At 38.8% G+C, this 22,610-nt stretch carries 18 protein-coding genes; all 18 read left to right on the top strand.

Translation table 11 applies throughout. The features are described from left to right. The first annotated feature begins 59 nt into the window (after positions 1–59). Positions 60–1,022 carry a hypothetical protein gene (locus tag bhn_RS14685; RefSeq protein WP_071177584.1) on the top strand — a complete coding sequence of 321 codons (963 nt, stop codon included), beginning with the start codon at positions 60–62 and terminating at the stop codon, positions 1,020–1,022. A gap of 71 nt (positions 1,023–1,093) precedes the next feature. Beyond that, positions 1,094–2,062: a hypothetical protein gene (locus tag bhn_RS14690; RefSeq protein ID WP_071177585.1), complete on the top strand. Its 969-nt coding sequence runs from the start codon at positions 1,094–1,096 to the stop codon at positions 2,060–2,062. A 413-nt stretch (positions 2,063–2,475) separates the two neighbouring features. Beyond that, on the top strand, positions 2,476–3,612 hold the full coding sequence (locus bhn_RS14695) for a DUF6094 domain-containing protein (protein WP_071177586.1): 1,137 nt from the start codon (positions 2,476–2,478) through the stop codon (positions 3,610–3,612). 110 nt (positions 3,613–3,722) lie between these two features. After that, on the top strand, positions 3,723–7,229 hold the full coding sequence (locus bhn_RS14700) for a DEAD/DEAH box helicase (protein WP_071177587.1): 3,507 nt from the start codon (positions 3,723–3,725) through the stop codon (positions 7,227–7,229). 93 nt (positions 7,230–7,322) lie between these two features. Next, positions 7,323–8,594, top strand: a complete 1,272-nt coding sequence (locus tag bhn_RS14705) for a hypothetical protein (protein WP_071177588.1) — start codon at positions 7,323–7,325, stop codon at positions 8,592–8,594. Positions 8,595–8,873: 279 nt separating this feature from the next. After that, the gene (locus tag bhn_RS14710; protein WP_071177589.1) at positions 8,874–9,185 is read left to right on the top strand and encodes a hypothetical protein; all 312 of its coding nucleotides are present in this window, start codon (positions 8,874–8,876) and stop codon (positions 9,183–9,185) included. 43 nt (positions 9,186–9,228) lie between these two features. Next, complete coding sequence (locus bhn_RS14715; protein ID WP_071177590.1) at positions 9,229–9,600, top strand: hypothetical protein; 372 nt, start codon at positions 9,229–9,231, stop codon at positions 9,598–9,600. 64 nt (positions 9,601–9,664) lie between these two features. Beyond that, a complete protein-coding gene (locus tag bhn_RS14720) occupies positions 9,665–10,003 on the top strand; it encodes a hypothetical protein (RefSeq protein WP_148661980.1) in 339 nt (112 codons plus the stop codon). Positions 10,004–10,035: 32 nt separating this feature from the next. Beyond that, entirely contained in the window at positions 10,036–10,377 is a 342-nt protein-coding gene (locus bhn_RS14725; protein ID WP_071177592.1) for a PrgI family protein, read from the top strand. Next, positions 10,377–11,453, top strand: coding sequence for a hypothetical protein (locus tag bhn_RS14730; protein ID WP_071177593.1), 1,077 nt, complete (start codon positions 10,377–10,379; stop codon positions 11,451–11,453). The genes bhn_RS14725 and bhn_RS14730 overlap by 1 nt, the downstream gene beginning before the upstream one ends. 11 nt (positions 11,454–11,464) lie before the next feature. After that, positions 11,465–13,819, top strand: coding sequence for a VirB4 family type IV secretion system protein (locus bhn_RS14735; protein WP_071177594.1), 2,355 nt, complete (start codon positions 11,465–11,467; stop codon positions 13,817–13,819). Positions 13,820–13,917: 98 nt separating this feature from the next. Continuing rightward, positions 13,918–16,476, top strand: coding sequence for a hypothetical protein (locus tag bhn_RS14740; protein ID WP_148661981.1), 2,559 nt, complete (start codon positions 13,918–13,920; stop codon positions 16,474–16,476). Between the two features lie 87 nt (positions 16,477–16,563). Then, the gene (locus tag bhn_RS14745; RefSeq protein ID WP_161487342.1) at positions 16,564–17,823 is read left to right on the top strand and encodes a hypothetical protein; all 1,260 of its coding nucleotides are present in this window, start codon (positions 16,564–16,566) and stop codon (positions 17,821–17,823) included. A 284-nt stretch (positions 17,824–18,107) separates the two neighbouring features. Beyond that, a complete protein-coding gene (locus bhn_RS14750) occupies positions 18,108–19,427 on the top strand; it encodes a hypothetical protein (RefSeq protein ID WP_071177597.1) in 1,320 nt (439 codons plus the stop codon). Positions 19,428–19,581: 154 nt separating this feature from the next. Further along, complete coding sequence (locus bhn_RS14755) at positions 19,582–20,091, top strand: hypothetical protein (RefSeq protein ID WP_071177598.1); 510 nt, start codon at positions 19,582–19,584, stop codon at positions 20,089–20,091. Further along, complete coding sequence (locus bhn_RS14760) at positions 20,081–20,572, top strand: hypothetical protein (protein ID WP_148661983.1); 492 nt, start codon at positions 20,081–20,083, stop codon at positions 20,570–20,572. The genes bhn_RS14755 and bhn_RS14760 overlap by 11 nt, the downstream gene beginning before the upstream one ends. Positions 20,573–20,586: 14 nt before the next feature. Beyond that, positions 20,587–21,555, top strand: a complete 969-nt coding sequence (locus tag bhn_RS14765; protein WP_071177600.1) for a hypothetical protein — start codon at positions 20,587–20,589, stop codon at positions 21,553–21,555. Between the two features lie 27 nt (positions 21,556–21,582). After that, positions 21,583–22,605 carry a hypothetical protein gene (locus bhn_RS14770; RefSeq protein ID WP_071177601.1) on the top strand — a complete coding sequence of 341 codons (1,023 nt, stop codon included), beginning with the start codon at positions 21,583–21,585 and terminating at the stop codon, positions 22,603–22,605. The last annotated feature ends 5 nt before the right edge of the window (positions 22,606–22,610 follow it).

Raw genomic sequence — 22,610 nt, forward strand, 5'->3', positions numbered from 1 at the left:
GCTGGGAATGGGCGTTTCACTTCTTGTATTTTTGATGGGATGGATATGGAGGTTTTTATATGAAAAGAACTCTTGCTTATTCAATTGATGTAAAGAGGTTGATAGGTGCATCGATGATGCTCTCATTAGCTTTCGCTACATCGGTAGGGGCGACAACTACATCTGAACAAATTAAGAGTAGAGGGAATATCGAATACGATTCCAATGAAGATGGGGCACCCGATGTTTTGTTCTGCTCTGAAGATTTAGCTAACGTATCAAATGGATTAGGTGAGTTGAATGTTCAGGTGGGAGAGCTTAGTAATAGTTTTGATGAGTTAACGAATAAGACACTGAACTATAAGACAGATATAATCAATGGACTAAATTCCAATGTTTACGCTAAAGATAATCTATCAGATGAGTCAGGCTTTTCTGATATTATTGATGCGATAAATAGCATACCAGCACGAGGTGATGTAAATGTTATTTTAACAAACACAGAAAAAACAAAGACATTTCCTGCTGGATATTATGAATCTTTTACCGTTACGAGCGATTACACACAATTGGATGCTACGCTGACATACTCTCATCATGTTCATGATCTGGAGACAGACGCAAAAAGTGAAGAAAATGACAGTTTAGACGTAACATCTGTGAGCGCGGGTTATGATGATTCTTATAGAAGCAGCGTGCCGGGGGGATGCTTTACGACTCCATATTATCATGTCAAATATTCAAGTAGCTATACAGTGAGAGAGCAGTGCGGCGGATATCAGAGCTGGCATACAGCATCAGATGGTTGCTACTTAGAGTGTATTTGTTCTCGCTGTGGGCACAGAATGACAGCAGGGATGGGCTCAGGATGGGCGTTAGGTCCTTGTGATGTTATGATTACAAAAACAGTGAATAATAGTGTTGATAAATGGACTACTTCTCCAAATTCAACTGAGAGTCAGCATATAGTTGAGACTGTTTATATATGCTCTTGCGGAAAAAAGCAGGGACAAGTAACGGATGTACATCTTCACTATAATTAGTATTTTAAGGACGCTCTCGTTACTGTGAGCGAAAAGGTTTTATTAAGTATATTATGTTTTATTCGAATTCTATGAAGAAACTTATTGGTGCAGCACTTGTGCTGTCGCTTACTTTTGGAATAACGGTAGTTGCTTCAGAAACTAAAGCAGATAGTATTAAAAGCAGAGGAAATATTGAATATGACTCGGACAATGATGATGAACCAGAGGTATTGTTCTACTCAGATGATCTAACAACTATATCTACAGGAATTGATTCATTAAACGAGCAGATTTCAGTACTCAGCTCTAGTTTTGATACATTATCAGACACAACAAGTCAGTATAAGAGTGCTATCATAAGCGGTTTGAATGGTAATGTTTATTCAAAAGCTAATATTCCAGCTGACACTTCATTTACTGAACTTGTTGGCTATATCAATAATATTCCGGCACCAACTACTGCCGTTGGTAATTATTATGATGGTGGCGATAATAGTGGTCTTGGAGTAGGCATTTCATCATCAAATCCAACTGTAGGGGTTGATGTTGATGGAATATCTACCATTAATATTGGAGTAAATGAATCAATCACGTTGCCTAGCGGCTATTATCCTAATGACATTACTATTCAGAACAGTGTAGCAAATAGAGGTGCACTTTCAAAAGAAAGTAGTGAAGATGGATATTATACTGATATTTTAGGCTATATAGAAAAGTTTGGTAGACCAGCATCATCTACCTCTTGGCGGCTGATCAGTTCAACACAAGCAACAAGTCCTGGGTTAGGACAGTATGCTACAAGCCGAATTACACTGAACAACGCGCAGGAACTTGGTCAGATATTCATGTTGATGATAGGAATTGAAGCTACGGGAGGATTTTCTAGTAACCCAAGCTATTCAGTGACAGGCGGAGAATACTCAACAGTTGCACAGTATGGCTCATGTATTATTGTTGCAATAACGCCTACATCTGACACAGTTACATGCTCATATTCATCTAATTATCCAGGACATACTACTTATGTATATCAACGAGCATATTGTTCTAATTCTTGATATTGATAATCATGTTCTTCATTTCATAGAAAGTCGGTAAAATGTTATTACCCTAAATAACATTTTGCCGGCTCTTTTTTGCGGTGACGGGTGATTTAATGTATCACAATACTTTTTTTCCATAGAATCTCATATCTGCGGCGTTCTTTGTGCGTTTTTGCGGCATTTTGTTATTGCAGTACTTTTCAAATATTTATAAAATTAGTATGTCTTTTATTAGGATATTTCGTATTAGTGAATATCATCACTATGTTTCACCCAAACCCTCATGCCGAGGTTAACATAATATAACAAGGAGAAGATTATAAAGTTCGCACGCAGTAAGTACAAAAGGTTTCTTTTGTGCTTTTTTTGTTTGCCAGCTTTTTTATATATAGACTATTAATTTATTTTTAAACAAGGAGGAAAAATCTATGTACGGAGTAAGTACACAGAATGGTTCTTTTGGAAGAACCAATGCAAACACAAAAGTAATGGGAGCCTACTATACAAGACTTGAAGAAATGCACTCTGCAAAGGGGCTTTTCAAATTCCCAGAAGGGAAGGAAGTATGTGTATTAGAGCCTTCCATAGGAGATGGAAGTGCTGTTAAGGCTATCACTGACAGGGCAAACAACGAGAATGTTAAAATTTTCGGTGTAGAGCTTAATGACAATGTAGCCCAGCAGACAAAAAAGGATCCGCTTATCGAGGACTGTCTTAGCGCTGACTTTACAAATGGAGTTGTTATCAAGAACAATGCTTTTTCATTCATATTCGGTAATCCACCATATATGGACGATGATGATACTGATGATGGAAAGAGGGACAGACTTGAAAGAACATTCCTTGAAAGGGTAACCGGTTCATACCTTAAGAAAGATGGTATCTTAGTGTGGGTAATCCCATATTCAAGATTTCTTGAATATGCTACTATCAAGTACATGATAGGCCATTATGAGACACTTCATGTATGGAAATTCAGAGGTTCTGAGTATGAAAAATGGCATCAGGTACTCATTGTTGCTAGAAAAACGGCCACTAAGATTGCACTTACTGACCAGATAGCAGCGTACCATGATAAGTATGCTGATGATACCAAGATACCTGAGCTTCCGCTTACATTTGAAGGAACAGAACTTTATCAAAGCATTGAGGTATATCCTTCGGAATCTTCCGAGATAACTCTTTTTGCAACAAAGGAATTTCATCCTTTGGAAGCGTATCAGTTTCTTTCAATTAAGGCAGATCTTGATGATTATAAGAAGCTTGCTGGTAAGAGAGCTACTCAGAAGGAATATGCATCGAGTGACCTCGGAAAACCACCTATCCCTCTTAAGAAAGATAGCGAATATCTTATGATTACAGCAGGTGTAGGTCAGGGGTTTGCGGGTACAAGAGGTAAGGATCTTCATCTTCAGAGAGGCGTTGCTGAAGTAATTGAGGAAGCCGAGTATAAGAGCGGCGATGGAGCGAATGCTTCAGACAACGGAACTATTGCTGTTACAACTAGAGCCAAGGTAACAATGTCTATCATTGAAACCGATGGAACTATTACAGTGCTAGAGTAAAAGTTTTAATTGATTCAATTTAATACTCCAATTTAAGATTGGAGTCCACGGCAGTGGGTTTTTATAGAAGCCCACGATAGTGTGGGCTTCTTTTTTATTTAGGAGGAACAATGAATTATAACAATATTAGAAAAAATGTTAAAGTAGGTATTTATAATGCTTATGGTGTTTCTGCACTAATTGATACATCAAGCAGTAGACCACTTATTGCTCTTTCATTTATTGAGAGATCAAAGGTTTTGTCAAAGGCTATTGTTGCATCTATCAATGATGGCGATAGCGTCACTATTAATAATACTATTGGTGCTTATACTATTGGTCATGACTATTACACGATCTATAAGAAGGTTACTAACGGTAGAGATAGCTTTAACTTTGTCACTGTTCTTAACAAGGCGATAGGTTCGAGGTATCTTTTGACCGATGCAGAGCATAAGTACGATGATATGTATAATTTCCTTATGTTGAATTATAGGCTGCCACTTCTTCGTGATTGGATGCCTGAAATCGAGAATCAGCTTCTTAAATTCCATGATATCCGTTATAGCAATGGTTATGGAGCATATTGGGAGTGTGATGTAACTGGTGAGGACGGTAATCGTTTTGAGATGCCAGGAGTCATCCTTCATGGGAAGAATGTTCCTGCGCGTGATGTAATCACTATCGATTTTGATAAGCTCAATGATGCAACACTTAAGGATTGTGTTTCTGATCTAATTAAGCGAGGTGTTATTAAGGTTAGTGATGTGCCATCTGAGAAGCTAGTTATCGAGTCTCTTGATGGCTATATCCAGAATTATGGCGCTTCTCTTGTGAGAAATCTTGAAGAGAGTATTGAGACCTTATCTCCACTTAAAGGTGAACTTGACGGCTTTGCCGCTAAGAATAAGAGACTTTATCCGCAGCAGGCTGCTTGTGTAAACGGAATCATTGCTCTTAAAAAGGCAGGTTCAAAATACGGACTCATGGTTGAAGGTATGGGCTGTGGTAAGACGCTTCAGGGCGCAGCTGTAGCCGATGCTTATTTCAATCAGAAGTGGCTTGATACACATAAGGGTAAGAGTCTTAAAGACCTTTACATGAGTAGGGACCAGCCTAAGTATAGAAATGTACTTATGGCTCCTTCACATCTCGTATCAAAGTGGAGAGAAGAAATTCTTTCTGAGATTCCTGGTGCCCAGGTAACTATCATTAATGATTTCGAGCAGCTTATCAAACTGCGTTCAGAAGGTAAGGAAAGAAAAGGGAGAGAATGGTATCTTATCTCTAAGGACTTCTGTAAGCTTGGAAGTCAGCTTTCGCCGATTCCTACTAATGTAGCAAGGATGGTTCCAAAGGCATTTGTATGTAAGGATTGTCTAGAAGAGGCTGAGAAGCCCGCTACTATTTATAAGGAACCAGGGAAGACTAAATGTAGCCGTTGTGGTGGAAGGAACTTTAAGCAAGTTGAAATGTATGAGCTTGGTGAACATACAGGTCTTGTATGTCCTAAGTGTGGCGGTCTTTTGATGCGCTCTGCAGCAAATTATTATAAGAAGGACGAAGAGGATGCTGGAAAGCTTATTCTTACTCCTGCTGATTTTGCAACACATACTTCAACTAATGACACATGTATGCATTGTGGTGAACATTTGTGGGGTGTCGATTGCAAGCCTATAGGCGTCTCGCAGGAAAAAGACGCTGCAAGACGTAAATGGTATAAAGTTTCACACTATAAGAACTACCAGAAAAAGGGAAGAACAACTGCCTTTGTCCTTAAAGGTCATGAAAATGATTATCTCATGGGCAAGATTAGAGAGGATATGAGAAAGTCCTCTGTTGAGTATGGTCCAAGAAGATATGCGCCATCACTTTACATTAAGAAGTATCTCAAAGGGTTCTTTGATTTTACTATTCTTGATGAGGCGCATAAGTATGAGGCTGGTGGCACTGCTCAGTCAGTCGCTGCTCATGCGCTGATGCTTGCTAGTTCATTTACGCTGTGTCTTACTGGCACAATCAGTAATGGTAAGGCTGATTCATTCTTTTATCTTCTTTACATGCTTGACCCAAGACGTATGAAGAAGAAGGGGTATGACTACAATGGCGTTATGGACTTTGCTCGCCAGTATGGTTGTGTTGAGACCGTGTATGAAGCGCAGGGTAGAAAGTACGGCTATGGAAATGATGATGAGGATGAATATAGGTCAATGTCTAAGGGTAGAGTAATAAAAAACCCTAGGATTCAGCCGGGTATTTCACCACTTCTTTTTACTGATTTCTTACTTGATAAGGCAGTATTTCTTGATTTATCGGATCTTTCAAGTTATTTACCACCATTAAAGGAGGAAGTTGTTCTGACCGAAGAGCCAGACAATGTTAAGGCTAGCTATAGCAGAGTTATCGATAATCTTAAGGCTGCAAGCAGAGAAAAGGGAGGCAGAGCGCTTCTTTCTACTATGCTTCAGTTTGGACTTTCATATCCAGATAAACCTTACGGCTACAATCCTATCGTGCATCCTTTATTTGCAGATACTCTTGTCACAAATGTTCCATCACATGATGAGTACATTTCTGATGATATGTCTACGCTTCTTCCTAAGGAAGAGAAACTTATAGAGATTGTGCAGAGTGAGATTGCTCAGGATAGAAACTGTTTTATCTACTGTGCATATACCGGTAGTGAAGAGATGAATATTACGGGCAGACTTCAGGCACTTGTCGAAGAAAAGTGTAATCTTAAAGGTCAGGTCCTTGTAATGAACTCTACATCACCAGTTGCTACAAAACGCGAGGAGTTTATCAGAAAGAAAGCGTCAGAAGGTATAAAGGTATTTATCTGTAATATGAAGCTGGTTGAAACGGGCCTCGATTTCTGTTTCAAGTATAACGGCGCACATTACAACTACCCTACAATTATCTTCTATCAGCTTACTTATGAACTTGCAGTTATGTGGCAGGCATCACGTAGACATTATAGACTTAACCAGACCGAAGAGTGTCACACTTACTACATGGCTACTGAGGGTACACTTCAGCAGCTTGCTATTCAGATCATGGCAGAAAAGCAGGTAGCTGCATCTGCTATACAAGGTAAGTTCTCGGCAGATGGTCTTACATCGATGGCTAAGGGCATTGACCCAAGGCTTAAGATGGCACAGATGCTTGCTGAGGGTGATAGTGGTAAGGACAGAAAGTCTCTTGAGAACATGTTTGATGTTATGAATGCGTCAAATAATAGTCCTGATGATAGTTATGCTGATTACATTCCACCTAAGACCTTCTATGAGGTAATGGATGGTGCTGAAATGTATGAAGAGCATAAGACTGATTCTGTTACACCTATTATTACTAGTGTTACTACTATTGTTGATGCTACTAAGAAAGCAACTTCCAAAACAAATTCCGCCAAGGCTACAACGACTAAGAAGAGCGTGGTTAAGACAAATAAGGTTACTGACACAACTATTAAGGTTGTTGATAGTACTTCAATTGTCAGTCAGGTTTCATTATTTGATATCTTTGGTGATTTTGAGCCTGTTGTTTATAATAGCGAGCTTAAAGATTTTGTTTCTAACAAGCCCAAAAAGGCAAAAGCGATCAGCGGTCAGGTCTCAATTTTTGACCTTGCAGCTTAAAGCTATATAAAAACTACTATTGACTTAAAGGGGAGGTTGCTATAACTAAGCATCTTCCCTTATTTTCATTTATAACAAGGAGATTATAATAATATGAAGTACATTTTTGATTCTAAAGAAGTTTCTAACATTTGTTCACTTATCGCAACAGTGAAGGAAAAGGACACTAAAGTGATGCTTGTTCTCGGTTCAAGAGACCTTGGCGCAAACATTCTTGGTGGTGTAAGAGTTACTACTGATGTTGAACAGATCCAGTATCAGATGCAGGTAAAGAAGCCAGAGGGATGGAATGGTGAGGCAGAGACATTTATTGTTAATGCTGATAAGTTCAATACTATCTGTGGTGCTATCGCCTCATACAATGAGGATATCTATTTCGAGAAAGATAGTACAATGCTTATTATCGGTGTTGAGGGCAAAGTCAAGACTCCTATTGAGCTTGAAGCAGAGGCTCCTCAGGGATTTTCTGATAATGAGATGCTCTTTAACATTATGACATCAGGGGCATCACTTACAAACCTTATTCATAAAGGACTTGCTTTTGCATCCCCTAATAATGGCAAGACCGCTAATGCGATCTTGAATCTCAGACGTTCTGAGGGCGTTCTTAAGGGCTATTCTACTGATGGAATCATCATTGGAATGGCAGAAGAAAAAGCTAAGTTCTTAACAAGTGAAGGCGGTAATGAGCAGGTAAAGGCACTTGTTGATAAGATGGAGGCGTCTCTTGATGCTTACTGTGCTGACTCTAAGCAGAATAAGGAGAGTTTTAATGTTCTTCTCCCAGCAAAGGCTGTAAAGAATCTTGAATCTATCATTAAGGGACAGAAGGGTGTTGCTATTGCTGTTGATAAGAGCAAGGTTTTATTCCAGATTGAGAACAAGGTTATTTATACCGTTGTTCAGGGAAAGACTTTAGGTGCTTCACCTGAGATGATTGAGAAGTTCTTGAAGGCGCCTGCTAATGTCCTTGTTGGATGTGATGGCGCTCAGCTTGTTAAGGCTGTTGATTTTGTCAATGCTATCAATGGTCTTAATGCTAAGCCAGGGGAGACAAGGATTATCATCAGCGAGGATGGTTCTAACTTTAAGCTTGTTGCGGGCGTAGGAGAACAGATTGAATCTGTAGTTAAGGCTACTGCTTTCAACGGTGCGGTTGATACAATTATGAGTGTTGATGGCACTAAGTTTAAAGCGGGTGTCACTGCCCTTTCAAAAGGCAATGTTGTTATTGCTTCATGTGAGAACATTGTAACATTGTACAATGGTACTCTTGAAGAAACTGATGCTAAGAACGTGATCGGCGTATGCCAGGTTATAACACAGCCAAGTACAGGCGATGAGCCAGAGGCTTCTGAGGAGTAAGCTACTTCTGTAACAGGATAAAAAGATTGGCTTTATAGCTACAATCTTTTTGAGCGCAAATTTATTTGCGCTCTTTTTTATGCTTAAAAATATTCTTTTGAGCATAAAGGAGAGTACAAGTTCTTGCTTTGCTTTCTTAAATAAGTTTGGAAGGAGGTTATGATTTTTTTTAATGATGAAAGAAAATAACAAAAAACCCAAAAAAGGTATTGCTATAAATGAACACTTTCATCGAAACTACACTATGGTAAAGAAATTTTTAGGAGGAGGAATCGCATAATGCCACAGTTTTTTAGAGGTAAGTTTCATGGATGGCTTGCAGAGAGTCCGGCTAATGATGGTGTGGCTTTTCATCAGTTGTATAACGGGACCGTAATGTTCGGTCAGGTATTGACTGTGTTTGTTATCTTAATTGCTATATTTGCTGGCCTAATCTATATGCAGATCCATTTTGGTTCCTTGTTCCTTAATAAGGACAATAGGGAGCGTAACGAGTCAAAGAGAAAACTTGCTACACATGTTATATTGTTTGTTCTTGTAATGGCTACGACGTTTATCGTGTCGCAGTGGATCAAAGCTTTTTCTTGGTAAATCTAAAAAATTTACATAGATTAAAAAATACGGAGGTTATTTTATGTCACTACTTGGAATGAAGCTCATGGCAGCAATGCCAACATCAGCAGCTAGAGCTCTTTGCACTGCGGGTATGGATTTTGAAGCAATCATCAATAGTTCAGATTCCGCTGATACAAGTGCTCTTGATGGGCTTGTCGAAAAGACAGAGGGTGTTGGTTGGTCAGTTAACCGACTTGTCGTTACTGTTATTGTTATCCTCTTTGTTATTGGTGGTATTGTAGCAGCCGGCAGGCTCTTCTTTATGTCACCTCAGGAAAGACAGGATGCTAAGACTTCAATGATCTGGAAGGCTATTGCTGTTGTAGGCGTTGCTGCTGTACCAGCACTTATCCTTCTTCTTACAAGTGTCGGAAAGAACTTGTTTGGCTAATAAAAACATATATCCCCAAGCGTAATGCTTGGGGAGGTTGTTTTTGATTAATGGAGATTATGAGATGAATTTCTTAATTAACAGATTTACTTTATTGGACCCTATAAGTCCTGCTAATATTTTAAATCCTAACTATATACAGACAGGTAATAGAGAGCTGGATATTGCCACAGGCATAATTCCTGTTGAATACATATTAGAGCTTGTCGGATATTTCTCTGGAACAATTCTAATAATTGTGACTCTTGTTTCGCTTATGTTCTTGAACTATCCAAGATATGTTTCGGATGCAAAACAGAAGGTTACATTTTACCTTATTTCTATTGGATATATTTCAGCTTATGCGTTCATAGGTGACTTGATTATGAAACTTACACTGGATGCGTTTTTCTTTTCAGGTTGATAGATAGATGATGTTGGAAGGATGGTGTAATTATGGCAAATGGTACATATGATATTCCTAGAGAACTTAAAGATGAGGATAAGTGGTTTAAGTTCTTTACTAAGACTCAGCTTTTTATATTTGGAATTGGGCTTTTGATTGCTGCTTTTTTCGCTTTTATATTTGTTCCGATGGGACTTATACCTGTTGCGATAGTTATTGCAGTTATTACTCTTTCAATAGCGGGTGTTTTGGCATTTTTCCCAATGCCTAATTCAAAGTATTTATACGGTGGAGGTTACCCACTTTACATTATTGTTTTGAGGCTTCTTACTAAGTTTTTTGGCAAGAAGAAGTTGTATTTGAAAAATTATGATTCAGAGGAGAATGACTGATGAATGTTGTAAATTCCATTAGCAACTACGGAATGCTAATCATCTTTACACTGATTGTGCTTGGTATCTGCGTGGCTGGAGCATATTTCTATTTTGTGAAGATCAAAAAGGTTAATTCTGCAGAGGAAAATGTAAATTATTCAAACTTCATAAGAACGGATGTCAATGAATTCGTCAAGTTTGATGATATTATTCAGGGCCAAAGTGGAATGGGCATGATCGCTATAGGAAACAATACTTTCATTGGTGGCATCGAGGTAAACGGATATAACTTTAGTGCAGCATCGGCTTCAGATAGAGAACGCACAATGCATAATGCTATAGCCTTCTTTAATACCATTGAGAGTCCTATTCAGATGTGTCAGAACGTTCAGAATATTGATATATCACAGAATATTCAGGATATGAGAGAACGCGCGCAGGAACTTGAGATCAAGGTTATCAATGTTCAGACGGATATTAAGATTGCGGTTGAAAACATGAAGCGTTTTGCTTCGAATGATGAACTTTTTTCAAAAGAGGAGAAAAGAGTTGAAAAACTCATTCATACAATGAGCTCACTTGAGTGGCAGCTTTCAGAGGCAAAAGAAATGGTTCATTATATGGAGTATGTTTCAGATGCTTCATTTAACACTAAGAAAACAAATCAGCTAATTTTTTCTTATACATACAATCCAGATGAGGATCTGGAGGAACTTTCTGATGAAGAGATTCTTTTAAGGGCAGAGGCTGAACTTAAGAATCTTGCAGATATTTATGGTGGATCTCTTGAAAATACGGGATGTACCTGGAAAGTTATTACTGCTGATGGATTTACTGATTTATTGCGTAGACATTTCCATCCGATTACTTCCGATGAGGTAAGGCTTGATGATCTTCTTAACTCTTCTTACAAGTCACTTTATGTTACTACTGATTCAATAGAAGAAATTGCTAAGGAAAAGCGTGGCGAGATAGAGTTTGAAAGGGAAATGTTAGAGCTTGAGGAAAGGCTTCGAGAAAATGAAGAGGCTGCAAATAGAAAACATGCCAAGGTGGTCGAGGAGGTTGAACAGATTGCCGGGGCTGCTGTATAAGGAGCGTAGCTATGACAGAGTTATATGAGTTTTTGGTTCAATTTTCAGATTATATAGGGTTAATAAGGACTGCGATTGTATTTGTTGTCCTTGGTATTGTTGCCGTAGTTGTTATCAATGCTCTTCGACATTTGCGTCAGCAGATGGATGAGCAGAGAGTTGAGAAGCTTCGAGATGATAATCTTAAGAATATTGATTATGACACTCTCGATAGACGCGAGAAAGCAACTACTCTTAGAAACGTGATTTCTGCGGATTCTATTGATGTAGGGCCTAATAGTTATATGGTTGTATCTGATGGCGGACAGAATGTCTATATTAGATCATTTACAATTACTTCAATTCCAAGAAGGGCCAGGTTTGCAAACACATTTGCACCACTTATGAACTTCCAGAATTGTGAATCTTCTATATTTATTAAGCCTATTGCAGAAGATGAGATGCTTCGTAAGTACAATAAGCATATCAATGTTCTTGTTGGTGAGTCTTATGAGGCTGAGAAGAATTCCAATGTCAATCGAGTGCGTGATATTTCAGGTCAGATCCAGGACGCTAATGATTTCGCTGCTCAGATTGAAAGCGGTGAGAATAAGTTCTTCTCTGTAGGATTTTTATTTACACTTCATGCTACAGACATTAAGGAACTTAATAAACTTACTCAGGAGTTTCATTCAAAGGCACTTGAAAAAAATATCAACATTTCATGTTGTTATGGCGTACAGGCAGAAGCTTTTGCCAATAATGCCCCGTTTAATAGACTTGTAAAGGTCGATTCAAGTACGGTTAAGTCAGATGCCGTTAAATTCTTTAATTTTGACAAGTATTCTGTATCTGCACTTTATAACTATACACAGTCATCATTCTCCCACAGAAAGGGAGTTCCTCTTGGAAGAGATATGTTTACGGCGATGCCTATTATATATGATTCATTCGATGGAGCACATGATGGCTATACCATTGTTGTAGCAGGTAAAACTGGTACTGGTAAGTCTGCACTTGTTAAGATGATGGTCTGCAGGCAAGTACTTATGGGCTATCATTTTGTTTCAATCGACTTTAAGCAGAGGAAGGGTACTTCTGAGGGTGAGTATGCAGCTCTTGCAACTTTGTGTGATGGAGTTAATTTTCAGATTTCAAACATGTCTAGCGATGTAATGAACATCTTTGATATTACTGAGACGACTAGGAATATTAAGGATGCTAGTGGCATTTTGCATGAGATAAGGAGTTTGGAACTTACAGACAAGATCACAATGGTTACAAATATTATTTTAAAGCTTGTTGCTGGCGATGATGAGCAGGGCGTTACTACTTCGCTCGCAGAAAACAAGTATTTAGAAAATATTGTAATCGAAAACCTTAAGGCGCTTTATAAGTCCTTTGGCTTTATTGACGGTGATGCAGACTCTCTGTATACAACACCTGGCAGTGCTAATGCATCAGATAGTGAGATTTTGGGTGATGGTAGAGTCCTTAAGAAGATTCCTACTATGACTGATTTTTATAAGCAGCTCCTTATTTCAAGAAGAGATAACAGAGATTCCAACATGGTTGATGCTTATAATATTCTGATTATGTCTTTGGCTAACTATGTAAAAGAGTTGTACTATTCCGAGAGAACATGCAGGTTCTTTAGTAGGGAGCAATATGAGGCACTTGCATATAGTGAGGCTTCTAAGTGTAGGGAGTATAAGAATGACCAGAATATTAAAGAGGCTGTTAAGGAAGTTCGCGGAATAAGAGCATATTTTGACGGACAGAGTTCTATTCGTATTAATAGAGATTGCCCATTCACTAATATTGATATCTCTCTTCTTTCAGATTCAGAGAAGAAACTTGTTCAGCAGATCGCTCTCGAATTCGTAAATGAGAACTTTATTAAGAAGAATTCACTTTCTTTTGATGCTGAGTCCAAGATGCAGGTTATCGTTGATGAGGCGCATGAGATGTTTAAAAACCAGTATGATAGGGCTGTACTTAATGCAGTATCAAGAACTGCCCGTTCTAGAAATGTATCACTTATGCTGATCTCTCAGACGGTTAGTGAGTATGCGAGATTCCCTGAGACTCAGGATATTTTAAAGCAGGCTACTACAAAATTCATTTTAAAACAGGATGTGCAGGATAAAGATTTCCTTATTGATAGTATTAGCCTTACTCCTGCACAAGCAGATCTTATTGTTAATACGCTTGGTGGCAATCCGGACGATGAGTCTGATTCTAACAAACACCGAGGGGAAGTATGTATTGTTGATAATAAGACGGTTGCGTTCTGTAAAGTCGATTATCGTGAAGATACTGAGCAGCTTGCGGTTGCTACGGATGCGAAAGGAATTGAGGAGGCATTCTCAAAGATGTCTGCTTAAAGGACAAGATTATGTCAAAAGATTTAAGTAAAAAATTACAGATAATTGATAGGGTAGCTACTTTTTTCGCGTTGATTTTAACTATTGTCGTTTTTTCTATGCCTGGTAGTACGGCTAGTGCTGATGGTTATGAGGATTGGTCTTGGATCGCTGGAACTACTGCTGATGGAACCTTAGAGGCAGGGGTTGACATTAGTGCGACTTCAAATGATACAAACACCGGCGATGATGCTGAGCCTAATAAGACGCCGAGTAGTATTGAAAAAATTATGGCTAGTCTTGTCTTTTCTATTGGTACTCAGATTTCTAGAACACTTAATGCTGTTCCTGGTGTGCCAATGAATATAACTTCAATCGTAATGGGCAAGATCGCGACTGGTGGTAATTCCTTCTTTACTTTTGACTTGACTGATGGAAATGTGTATGGTGGAATTGGTGCATATTTGTATGTGACACTTCAGCAGTTGGCTCTTACTTTTGTTTTTGCTGTATCACTTTTTTCAGTCGTTAAAGCGATGTGGAAGGGTGATTCTAAGGCGGGACAGTTTCTAAAGGACAATATTGTGGCCTTTGCTGGTGCTATGATTTGCCTTTTTGTCATGCCTAACATTGTCGATGCTGTATGTATTATAAGGGACAACTTGTCTATTGTTATGTATAATACATTGACGGGGCTTGCACCTAGTCTGAATTTTGCAAACGGTATAGAGGCAGGTTACAAAAAATTGTATGAAGATTCTAGCACCTTTGTAAATGCACTTGCGTATGCGTTGGTATGCTCGTTGCCGCTAACATATGTTTTTTCATATATTAAGATAGCCATTATGCAGCTTATCTTATTTGGACTTTTTCCAATGTTTGTTTTTGCAGGATTCTTAGATAATAAACAGTCGTTAGGTCAGTGGTGCGTTACATTCTTCACGAATTGCTTTGTTCCGGTAATTGATATAGCGCTTATGCTTTTGCCATCGATATTGCTATCAGCAATGAGCGAGGCTTCTGGCGTGAGCAGTGACTTTAAAGGTAGTTTTGTTCAAGGATTGATTACGTATATCATGTACCAGGCTATTGTACCTACTCGTAATCAGATATTATCAATGCTTGGTAATAAATGGGGTATATCTAACGGAAAAGGACTTATTGGCTTTGCGGGTGGTATTGCTGCCGCTGCTAAGGGAGCTATAACGGGTGCGGCTGTAATTGCTGGTGGTATTAAATCTGGTGTTGATAGGCATAGGGCACGAAAAGAAGAAGCCAACCAGGAGAAAGAGAGTAGTAAAGCTAAGAATGAAGCTGCTGATAAGCTTGAAGTGAAAGCAAATGCTCCTATTCCATCTGCCAAGGAAGACGAGGCACGGGGAAAACATAATAACGATGGAACTGAAACAGGTCTTAGTGTAGTTCCAGGTCGAAATGAAAGCTCTGCTCCTGAGAATGGTGGCGATGATACGAACAATATTGGGGAAGAAAGTGACAAACCTGACAAGCTGGGTGATAGGTATAGTGCTGCATTTGATACGAATGATCTGCAGGTTGTTAATTCACCTTCAAAGCATTCAGATGATGAGGGAAGTGACACTAGTGAAAAATTCGAGGATTCGAATGATAGTGAGTCGAATACTAATGGCTTTGGTTCTTCTATTAACAACGATATTCCTCATGGCTCAGAGACCAGTGGTGCTTCAGGAGATGATATCTATAATAATGTTCTTGCAGATTCTGTTGTAACTGGTGAGGATGTTGAAAAAGCAATGGCTGGTGATAATGGCGAGCTTAGTAAGGATGCGAAGAGTATCTCTGAAAATAGTAGCAGTGAGGATATCAATTTCAACAGTAAACGCTATGCTAACCTTAAGACCATGGATAATATGAGAGATAAGATATCTGCTATTGATGAAGGGAATGCGAAGCTGTCTGCGCTTAATGCAAAAGATAAGCTTGAGCTTCATCAGAATGAGAGAGCGATCCGTGACTTCGAAAGCAAAAAGCCAAGCAAAATGTCAGCGTCGGATATTGAGGGCCTAAAGAAGAGAAATGATACACTTAAAGCTAATATCGAGAAGCGTAGCGATGCTATTGGCATAGCCAACTCTGCTAAGACTATACTAAATCAGGAGGTATCTCGACGAAGTGGTATTGAGAAAGAGTATGGTCAACACGATAAGGGAAGGACATTTAGCGATGCTAGTTCTTTCCAAAGCCAGTTAAAAACGGAGGCTAATGAGAGGAAGATAGCGAGCTTCAGTAGTTATGTTGACAAGCGAGCTAGTGGCGGCGCATTGAGTCCTTCTCAGAGAATAGAGGTGGAGAAAGCTGCTGAAAGACGTCAGATTTATGCTAAAGCATTTTCCACGGTTGATAAGGCTGCTGTTATGACAGGTGCTGCTGTTGGAATGATAGCATCCGTAGGAGCTACAACGGATGCAGAATACTTCCATGGCGCTGATAGTTCGGCGGGTAAAATCTATCATACTGCAAAACAATATGTGGCGTCTGGAGCTTCAGAAGTGTTTGGCGAAACTATGGCTGATGGCGTAGGGGCTGTTGTCAGTGCAGGAAAGGCTGCGCATAAGGCAAATGGTGAATATAAGCAGGCTAAGGTAGAGAGAAAGGCTCAGCAAATGGGAATTAATTTGGGGCAGATTGCTAGAAAATGAGTCAAACATGGCGAGGTAAAATAGTTACCTCGCCTTTTTCAAAATAAGAAAAATATAATTGACTATTTAATAGCATGTGTTATTATATTGATAGTAGATATATACAAATTTGCAAATATTTTATTAGTAGTAATGGGAGGAAGAATGATTAGGAGAGTTGGAAATAAATACATTGCTGAGACCTCAGAGGGGGACTTTGAATTGGATTCAGCTTGTGCATATCGAGGTATTGCACGTGAGATGCTAGAGCTTATACAACAAGATAGCGGTGAAGGACTTGAGAGAGTTAATAGTGCTGTTGATTACTATAGGATGTCAGGAGGTTTACTGCAATCGTGTAGGATTAGTAATCAAGACGTTATTGAGTATTTGGTTCCTATTATGGAACAGCTTTCAGATAGGAGCAAAGAACCAAAATTATGCGAGGTTATCGCTCGATATGTGGTGCGTGAAGCATGGTATAGCATCCAAAAATGTGGCAATTCGGAATTGTTATGGGAATTGTTCAAGTTCTATCGTGATAAAGTACTACCACTGATATTTTATAGCGTATTTTCTTACTGTGAGCAGTATCTGAGGATTTCTCGGGCTTTTTATTTAGAGACTGGGCTTTCCAGTTATGAAGGAGGATCTTTTTTAAGTACTACCTATTTCTTTAAACTATTTGAGAGGAGCAATAGGAAGTATGGAACAACTATAAGTGAATATTTGCGTGAGGGTGACTATTATAAGTCAACGCACGGTTCAACTAAGGATGTTTTTATCGATTTGATACGTATACCTGAATTGCTTGCAGGGATTGGTATTGGCTTTCAGCGTGGATTTTCGGATGAGCAGTTAGCTGTCTTTAAGACTACTAAGCAATGTGCTGAAAGGTTTTACTTGATGAATGATTGTTACCGCTTTGAGTCCTGTAGGAAACTATACGGTGATTTTGCTGGATATCAAGAGTGTGTTGATAAGAGCCGAGAGATTGGGTGGAACGGCTATGGCTTTTTGATGGCAACCGCGTTGTGTGACAATAAAGTTAGAAATAAGATTGCAAAAGAATACGGTTTTACTAGAAGCGACCTGGTTCAATATAAGGTTGACGGAAATAGTGCGAACGATGTTCTAAGTAATTTCCTTAGTTGGCTGGTTATTGGTGTCGAAATAGCGATTTTCATTGTTGGAACCTATGTTGGAATAGAGGTTGGTAGTAAATATGGTGTGATCTTTGGAATGGCGGCTGCTGGAAGCATATATACTATTGTTGGCGGTGCAACTTCTCCACTCTTTTTCGCAGCAGTGACTGGTATTGGTCATGTTGGGGTTACTAGTAGTGGCGATACAATAACTTGGGTGTAATGATAAATTGGAAAGGAGCCTACGGCTCCTTTTTTTAATTGGCTAAATGTGTTTTTTGTGTGAATTTTATTATGGCAAGTCTGATTTTTGGAACTTATAAATCCTTGAAAGGCTGGTATTTACTGCGTTTAAGCAACCTCTAACGGGTTGCTTTTTTCTTTGGATATTTTGGGTTTTTTTTTGAAGAAATAGTTGCTATAAATGTGCACGTCCAATTACCTTTATTAGGGTGAGCCAAACTATAGTTAATAAATTCATATATAATGCGCTTTTGGAGGTAACTGATGGCGGCTTTAAACATACTATACGGTTTTAAACATGAGACTATTGAATCCAGCATAAATAAGGAGATTACTCTTCGCAATTATACGGCCAAAAGTGTACTTCGTTCTTCTAAGGAAACTATTAAGGACTACATCATAAAACATAGTGAAGTACAAGCAGTAGTTCTTAAGGAGTATCTTGATGGTGGAGAGAAGTATAGCATCCGGGAAATTGCAGAGCTTGCTGATTATACGAAGGCGGTGATCGTTGTAGTCTTGGCGACAACACATCGAGGGAAGAATGAGATGAAGGACCTGTATAGTGCGGGAATCCTTACGGCGTATTTTTCCGATGGTAAGTTTGGCGCGGACCCTGATGTAATTGCTGACCTCATCGTAAAGGGAAGAGGTAGGAAAGAAGCAAGAAAATATTACAAAATTGATGAGGTTATACCCGACCACATCAATCTGACTTACTCGGAATTTAGAGAATGTTATAAATTTCTCTTGTCGAAGGAAGAGGGACTTAATATAGCTGAACGCTTTGTGACTATATCAAGATGGCTATATCCAGGCCAAATGGGGGCGTTTTGCGATGCTCTTCCTGCTAAAGTAAAAGAAATACTGATGCAGTACCGCGAATTTTATGACATCGCAAATAAGGCGTACAGACTCGGTTATGCAAAGCAGAAGTATAAGATGCCAAGGGGTGTAACTTGTGGCATTACTCCTGAGGAGCTTCAGAAAAAACTCGCAAGCGAGTCTAAGACTAGTCGTAAGGCAAAACAGACGCCAATAATTAAAGCTGCAAATGTAGGAAGTGAATTAGTAGGGCAGCTCTCAGATGAATCTTCTGAGGATTTTGAGCCTCAAGCAGTTGAAAAAAATGAACGACCTTTAAATACGAAAATAAAAAGAAGTAAGGATGATCTTTTCGGTATAGATGGTGATGTGGATTTCAGTAGAAAAGAAAAGAAATCTATATTTAATAAGAAGAAAGTGGTTCCTGAACTTGATGAGGAACCTGTTTCGATTTTAGATGTTGAGCAGTCTTGGGATGATGATATTTTGGAGAATTCTTCTGAGTCATATGAAGAACAAATAGATTCGTCTTATGGAAAGTTTGGTAATGAGGGTCTGTTGAAAGTAGAGATTCCTGGAAGTGCTGATAAGCCTGTTAGACAACCTAAAGTTGTTAGAGAAAGACAGGTTGTTAATTCACCCAAAAATACACCAGTGCCTAAGAGGGTTACACCAGCCCCTGGCAGAACAGAGAATTCAGGTCGTACAGATTATTCGTCCATGAGCACTGAAGAACTTATTGCAATGTTAAGTAAGTAAGCTATAGATGTTTATGCTTTATTAATCGCTTTTTTATGATAAAATAATACAGTTTGTGCAAAGTTTATAAATTATTCGTAAATTTAGTATATTTCTGTATTATGTTACGCAGATTTATCTGCGTTATTGAATTTGAGGAGAGGTAAATTTTAGTATGAAAGAGGATAATTCACAAAAACGTGACATAAAAAAAAGAAAGCAAACGGGGTATAAGCTACACCAAAAAAAAGATTTCGGACCAATATATGAACATAATGAGGCAAGGTATCCATTACCTAATATCGGAGATTACGTAATTGTTGACGTTAAATATACATATTCGAGAACCAAACAAGGGAAAATAAAGGCTGTATATAAGCCTTATGACCGTTATTTTGGCGCTAATGGACTTCCACTTGTTTACAAAGTGGTTGATATTACTTGCCCAGAAGACCCTCTTAGTGGAGAAATTAGGCTTGAGGCAACTTCGAAAAGTGGCTATACATACAAAGACGGCATAGGTAAGCGTAGGGTGTCAATTGGATACTACAGATTGAGTAAGCGGGCATCTGGTGAACAACTCACAGAACCCCTTATTACTGACATCGATGATATGATAGCTGAATTTGCTCCGTCCTGTCGCAAAAGGCATTATGGGGAGCGTGGTGGTTTAGATGAGCGATAAAAAAATAATAAGGAAATCATTCCTAGTATCGGTTATTTCTATGATATTCATTTTTGCTTTGAGCGGCTGCTCATATATCACTGAAAATGTGGCAGCAGGTCAGGAATCCGTTAATGAGTATCTTGATAGTGGGAATATAAATGTTAAATTTGATACCTACTCTGCCGGCGAAATGGTGGGAGGAGTTGGAGATGCGACTAGCAATGTGTATTACGATGCCAAGAGTGGCGAGTATGTCGAGGCTGGTCGCTATAAGATAAACAAGGGCGCAGATGCTTTGAAAGCTGTTTGGCCGCCTATTTCTATTTTTTGTCTTGCGGTGGGCTTTTTAATTAGAAGAATTAACAAGTCGAGTGCAGCTATAAGGAAATTTGCTCTTATTATGGAACTTGTTATCCCAATCTCGCTGACAATTATCGTATATGTTTTCTGCTATGCAGCAGACAGCAGAATTGTAAATTTGTTTGATAGGTTTTTCTAAAAAGGAGATTTTGTATGGGTAAGTATATTGAAAAGTATTCTGCGTTGCTTAGAGATGATCAGCAGAGAAATGCAACTCGTTTGCCTGAAGATAGGGATGTAATTGAGCCTTTAGCAAGATATCGTGAGGCGAAGGCTAAAAATCAGGCTTTTAGTGTTGTATTTGGTCTTGCGACTCCAGAAGGTTCTCTTTACGGAGAGGATGAGTATGGTGTGACTATTGTACTTGAAAATGAGGTTATTGCAAAGGATCTTTCTTATTTTACAACATATATCAAAGACAGATTTATGAATGTTGATTTCAATGTCCTTGTTAAGGATATTGATGAAAAGAGTAATACTGTATTTGTTCGTAGTGCGCATTCTGATAGGGGAACAACTAAGTCAAAACTTATTTCTGAGATTATTCACGATTTAAATGGCGGAAAGAAGCTTATTGTTCCAGGTACAATCATATCTGTTACAGATAACAGAGTACTTGTAAATATTTTGGGACAGGGCATTCTTGGTATTTGCCGCATAAAGCATTGGACCAATGGATTCCAGAGGACGCTTGTTAATTCGATAGAAGTTGGAGAAGTATATGATTTCCTCATTGACAGTATGCTTCCAAAGGGAAAACATGCAACACAGGCCTTTGCACTTACAAGAGATACTATCACAGAGGATCCTTGGAAAACCATTCCTGAATTTATAAAAGAAGATGCTGTAATTGATGTAACTTGTATTGAAAAGCCCGATGGTAAAACATACTGGTGGGGCAAGTCAAATTTTGTAAAAGGCATCGAGATCATGTGTGATTACACGGAGAACATTGGAAGACCTCTCATCGGGGCTATGTATAAGTGCAAGATAAAGAAGCTTAGCCCTGTAGACCATGTGTTTAAGGTCGTTCCTTTTGCGCTTGCATCTAAGGACCCACAGACTATTGCAGCAGTTAAGTTTATTAATAGAAGCAGAAGAAAGAATAAGGCTGTTATTTAAATACAGCCGTCAATAGAGGTATTAGAGATGGATATCGCTACAAAACAAAAATCTGTCATTATGAGACAGCAGTTAAATGGTGGAAATAGGGTTTATGTTTGTCAGGATAAGTTGAGAGACACGCTTGGTAGGGAGTATCATTACCTTGATAGTGACCTTAAACTTAAGAGGTTTGCAGCTGATGAGCTTGGCTTCGTGTCAGATTGCCATCTACTTTATGCAGTTGCAAATCTTGGCGTAGCAGATACAGATGCTATCACAATGTTTAATAAGGCTCTTCATAGAACAGCGCCTGAACTTCATATCATGGATGTTAATAATTCAGATAATGTACGTTCAAGACTTCATGCGCTCATGTCAAGTGGGTTCCTTTTCAAGATAACTTATGAAGTTGATACGTTTGATGCTGATAATAAGCCGAGGCTTACACATATGTCACTTTATACATGCGCGCAAGATGGCATATTTCATATGAATCAGTTTCTTGGTAAGAGAATGGTACATCAGAATTGGATACAAGCAAAGAACCCATATGAGATTGTTGGTCTAGCTGCATCAGGTTATGTTGCATCAAAAATGGCTTTGTCTGATACATTCTGTGAGTTTAAGCAGGGGATTTTCCAGACCAAAGCTATCGGTACTTGCTTCATCCCATCTATTCTTAAGTTTAAATATGAGAATGGTGAGCCTGTACATGTTGGTGTTATCGATGCATATCTTAACAGATATGAGATTGCTCAGTCCAAGGGCGACCATGAGGACAGGTGCATCTATAAGGTTAATCTGATTAAACAGTTCTTATATTCAAGAGATATGAAGAACACTGTCGGAAGAGCAGTTGTTGTGGTTGAAAACAATGCTGATCTTGTAGAAATGGCTGATTGGATCATGAAACTTGATAATCTTGGTGATGATCTTGATAGGGTTTATTTCACTGGTGAAGGTATTCATAAGGCTGGAAATGAGACTTCTGATTGCTTCCTTAGAATAAAGAAGGCAAAGAATAAACAGGGCTATGACCTAGTTCCGGTTAAACCAGATTTTCTTTGATGCAT

This window comes from Butyrivibrio hungatei (assembly GCF_001858005.1).
Classification (GTDB): domain Bacteria; phylum Bacillota; class Clostridia; order Lachnospirales; family Lachnospiraceae; genus Butyrivibrio; species Butyrivibrio hungatei.

Coding starts and splice junctions, on each gene's coding strand:
- bhn_RS14685 (WP_071177584.1), top strand. CDS start 60: ATGAAAAGAACTCTTGCTTATTCAATTGATGTAAAGAGGTTGATAGGT.
- bhn_RS14690 (WP_071177585.1), top strand. CDS start 1,094: ATGAAGAAACTTATTGGTGCAGCACTTGTGCTGTCGCTTACTTTTGGA.
- bhn_RS14695 (WP_071177586.1), top strand. CDS start 2,476: ATGTACGGAGTAAGTACACAGAATGGTTCTTTTGGAAGAACCAATGCA.
- bhn_RS14700 (WP_071177587.1), top strand. CDS start 3,723: ATGAATTATAACAATATTAGAAAAAATGTTAAAGTAGGTATTTATAAT.
- bhn_RS14705 (WP_071177588.1), top strand. CDS start 7,323: ATGAAGTACATTTTTGATTCTAAAGAAGTTTCTAACATTTGTTCACTT.
- bhn_RS14710 (WP_071177589.1), top strand. CDS start 8,874: ATGCCACAGTTTTTTAGAGGTAAGTTTCATGGATGGCTTGCAGAGAGT.
- bhn_RS14715 (WP_071177590.1), top strand. CDS start 9,229: ATGTCACTACTTGGAATGAAGCTCATGGCAGCAATGCCAACATCAGCA.
- bhn_RS14720 (WP_148661980.1), top strand. CDS start 9,665: ATGAATTTCTTAATTAACAGATTTACTTTATTGGACCCTATAAGTCCT.
- bhn_RS14725 (WP_071177592.1), top strand. CDS start 10,036: ATGGCAAATGGTACATATGATATTCCTAGAGAACTTAAAGATGAGGAT.
- bhn_RS14730 (WP_071177593.1), top strand. CDS start 10,377: ATGAATGTTGTAAATTCCATTAGCAACTACGGAATGCTAATCATCTTT.
- bhn_RS14735 (WP_071177594.1), top strand. CDS start 11,465: ATGACAGAGTTATATGAGTTTTTGGTTCAATTTTCAGATTATATAGGG.
- bhn_RS14740 (WP_148661981.1), top strand. CDS start 13,918: ATGCCTGGTAGTACGGCTAGTGCTGATGGTTATGAGGATTGGTCTTGG.
- bhn_RS14750 (WP_071177597.1), top strand. CDS start 18,108: ATGGCGGCTTTAAACATACTATACGGTTTTAAACATGAGACTATTGAA.
- bhn_RS14755 (WP_071177598.1), top strand. CDS start 19,582: ATGAAAGAGGATAATTCACAAAAACGTGACATAAAAAAAAGAAAGCAA.
- bhn_RS14760 (WP_148661983.1), top strand. CDS start 20,081: ATGAGCGATAAAAAAATAATAAGGAAATCATTCCTAGTATCGGTTATT.
- bhn_RS14765 (WP_071177600.1), top strand. CDS start 20,587: ATGGGTAAGTATATTGAAAAGTATTCTGCGTTGCTTAGAGATGATCAG.
- bhn_RS14770 (WP_071177601.1), top strand. CDS start 21,583: ATGGATATCGCTACAAAACAAAAATCTGTCATTATGAGACAGCAGTTA.